This is a genomic window from Burkholderia semiarida (genome assembly GCF_029268935.1).
In the GTDB taxonomy this organism is placed as follows: Bacteria; Pseudomonadota; Gammaproteobacteria; order Burkholderiales; family Burkholderiaceae; genus Burkholderia; species Burkholderia semiarida.
In genome coordinates this window covers 909,599-912,938 of sequence record NZ_JAHLCL010000005.1, presented here as the reverse complement: position 1 = coordinate 912,938, position 3,340 = coordinate 909,599, and the positions used below count along the sequence as shown (strand labels likewise).

Annotated in this window: 1 protein-coding gene and 2 pseudogenes; all 3 read right to left on the bottom strand. The window is 66.6% G+C overall.

Annotated elements, in window-relative coordinates; genetic code table 11:
- Window positions 1–449 (bottom strand): annotated as a pseudogene (locus KPB06_RS10905) (efflux RND transporter permease subunit); the annotation flags it as partial.
- Window positions 439–1,863, bottom strand: a pseudogene (locus KPB06_RS10900) (efflux transporter outer membrane subunit); the annotation flags it as partial. The pseudogenes KPB06_RS10900 and KPB06_RS10905, both read right to left, overlap by 11 nt.
- A 2-nt stretch (window positions 1,864–1,865) precedes the next feature.
- The coding region (locus KPB06_RS10895; protein WP_275920442.1) for an efflux RND transporter permease subunit at window positions 1,866–3,340 on the bottom strand (1,475 nt) is incomplete at its 5' end.

Sequence of the window (3,340 nt, the reverse complement as noted above, 5' to 3'; positions counted from 1 at the left end):
TCCTTCTCCGCGGTGGTCAGGTACGTGTTGATGTTGTCGAGCGTCCTGCCGGTCGTTTCCTGCGTGGAGCCGGACGGCGTCTGCACGATCACGAACATCAGGCCCTGGTCCTCATCGGGCAGGAACGACTTCGGCAGGCGCACGAACAGCAGCCCGACCGCGACGATCACGACCAGATAGATGATGAGCCAGCGGCCCGAGCGCTTGATCACGTGGTGCACGCCGACGTGGTACTTGTCGCGGCTGTTGTTGAACGTGCGGTTGAACCAGCCGAAGAAGCCCTTCTTCTCTTCGTGATGCCCTTGCGGGATCGGCTTGAGGATCGTCGCGCACAGCGCCGGCGTCAGAATCAACGCAACCAGCACCGACAGCACCATCGCCGACACGATCGTCAGCGAGAACTGACGATAGATCGCGCCGACCGAGCCGCCGGAGAACGCCACCGGCAGCGCGGTACAGGTCGACCAGGTTCGTCCAGCGGGCCAGACGCGCGCTGATCAGCGACTGCTGCGCCGAGTACAGATCCGTCTGCGCGGTCAGCACCGACAGGTAGCTGTCGACGCCGTTCTTGTACCGCAGGTCCGACAGGTCGAAGCGCCGCTGCTGCGCGTGCTCGTTGCGCTCGAGCGCAGCGATCTGCTGGTCGTACGTGCCGCGTGCGGCAAGGCCGTCCGCCACTTCGCGGAACGCCGACTGGATCGCCTTCTCGTAGTTGGCGATCTCGATGCGCTTCTGCACGTTCGCGAGATTCAGGTTCGCGATGTTCTGCCCGCCCTCGAAGATCGGCATCGTGATCTGCGGCGCGAACGACCATGCGGCCGTGCCGGCCTTGAACAGACCGCCGAGCGTCGGGCTGCCGGTGCCGAACGCGCCCGTCAGCGAGATGCGCGGGAAGAATGCCGCGCGCGCCGCGCCGATGTTCGCGTTTGCAGCCAGCAGCGTCTGCTCGGCCTGCATCACGTCCGGACGCCGCGTCAGCAGATCCGACGGCAGGCCTGCCGGCACGTCCGTCAGCAGATTCTGCGCGTCGAGCGGCATGCCCGCCGGCAGGTCGTCCGGCAGCGGCTCGCCGATCAGCAGCACCAGCGCGTTCAGCGCCTGCGCACGCGCACGTGCCTGCGCCTGCTGGTTCGCGAGCGCCGTCTCGACCACCGTCTGCGCCTGACGCAGCTCGAGCTCGGAGCCCGTGCCGTTGTCGAACTGCAGCTTCGTCAGGTCGTAGGACGCCTGCGCGGTCTTCAGCGTGTTCTCGGTGACCTTCAGCAGATCGTCGGTCGACAGCAGCGTCAGGTACTGGTCAGCCACCTGCGACACCAGCGAGATTTCCGATGCCTGCCGGGCATACGACGTCGACAGGTACTGCGCGAGCGCCTGGTCCTTCAGGCTCTGCACGCGGCCGAACAGGTCGAGCTCCCACGACGCCGAGAGCCCGACGTTGTAGGCGCGCGAGATGTACGGCGCACCCGTCTGCGAAAGGCCCTGCGGCACGCGCTGGATACTGCCCGTGCCCGTACCGTCGAGCGTCGGGAACAGCCCCGCGCGCGTGATCTGGTACTGCGCGCGCGCCGCCTCGATGTTCAGCACCGACACGCGCAGGTCGCGGTTGTTGTTCAGCGCGATCTCGATCAGCCGCTGCAGGCGCGGATCGACGAAGAACTCGCGCCAGCCGATGGCGGTCGCAGCTTGCCCGTTCGCGCTGCGCGCGCCGGCCGCGCCCGGCTGCGTCGCGTAGACGCCGCCGGCCGGGTACGCCTGCGCGACGGGCGCGTCGGGCCGCTTGTAATGCGGCGCCATCGTGCAGCCGGCGGCAAACAGCGCGGCAGCCAGTGCGACCGCGGTTGCGGTCAACGCATGTTTTCGCATCGTTACTGCCCCTTCGATTCGTGTGCGTCGTCGTGACCGTGCTGCAGGTCGCCCTGTACGAGACGCCATGCGTCGTCGACATTCTCCGTCTCGCCGCTGAAGATCGCGCGAACCCGCACGAAGAACATCGGGATCATGAAAATGGCGAGGAACGTCGCCGTGATCATCCCGCCGATCACGCCGGTGCCGATCGCGTGCTGGCTCGCCGAACCCGCGCCGTTGCTGATCGCGAGCGGCAGCACGCCCAGCATGAACGCGAGCGACGTCATCAGGATCGGACGCAGTCGCAGGCGCGCCGCCTCGATCGCCGCGCGCACCGGCCCCATGTTCCCGCCCGCCTGCAGCTCGCGCGCGAACTCGACGATCAGGATCGCGTTCTTCGCGGACAGGCCTACCGTGGTCAGCAGGCCGACCTGGAAGAACACGTCGTTCTCGAGGCCGCGCAGCATCGTCGCGAGTAGCGCGCCGACCACGCCGAGCGGCACGACCATGATCACCGAGAACGGAATCGACCAGCTTTCATACAGCGCCGCGAGACACAGGAACACGACGAGGATCGAGATCGCATACAGGATCGGCGCCTGCGAGCCCGACTGGATTTCCTGGAACGACAGCCCCGTCCACGAATAGCCGATGCCTTCCGGCAGCTTGCTCGCGAGCGCTTCCATCGCGGCCATCGCCTGGCCGGTCGACTTGCCTTGCGCGGCCTGCCCCTGGATCTCGATCGACGACACGCCGTTGTAACGCTCGAGCTTCGGCGACCCGTAGATCCAGTGGCCGCTCGAGAACGCGCTGAACGGCACCATCCCGCCCGAGCTGTTGCGCACGTACCAGATATTCATGTCCTCCGGCGTCATCCGGAACGGCGCGTCCGATTGTACGTACACCTTCTTGATCCGGCCGTCGGTATCGAGGAAGTTGTTCACGTACTGCGACGCCCATGCGATCGAGAACGTCTGGTCGATCGCCGCGGCCGTCACGCCGAGCGCGTTCGCCTTCTCGCGATCGATGTCGACCTTGTACTGCGGCGTATCGTTCAGGCCGTTCGGGCGCACCAGCGCCAACGCCGGATCCTTCGCGGCCATCCCGAGCAACTGGCCGCGCGCGGCCATCAGCGCTTCGTGACCGAGGCCGGCGTTGTCCGTCAGCTCGAAGTCGAAGCCCGCGGCCGTGCCGAGTTCGGGAATCGACGGCGGGTTGAACGGAATCACCATCGCGTCCTTGTACGTCGAATAGTGCGCGAAGGTCCGGCCGATCAGCGCCTGCACCTTCCGGTCCGAACGCTGGCGCTGCTCGTACGGTTTCAGCTTCACGAACACGAGGCCGGCGTTCTGGCCGCGGCCCGCGAAGCTGAAGCCGTTGACCGTGAACACCGAGTCGACCACATCCTTCTCCGCGGTGGTCAGGTACGTGTTGATGTTGTCGAGCGTCCTGCCGGTCGTTTCCTGCGTGGAGCCGGACGGCGTCTGCACGATCA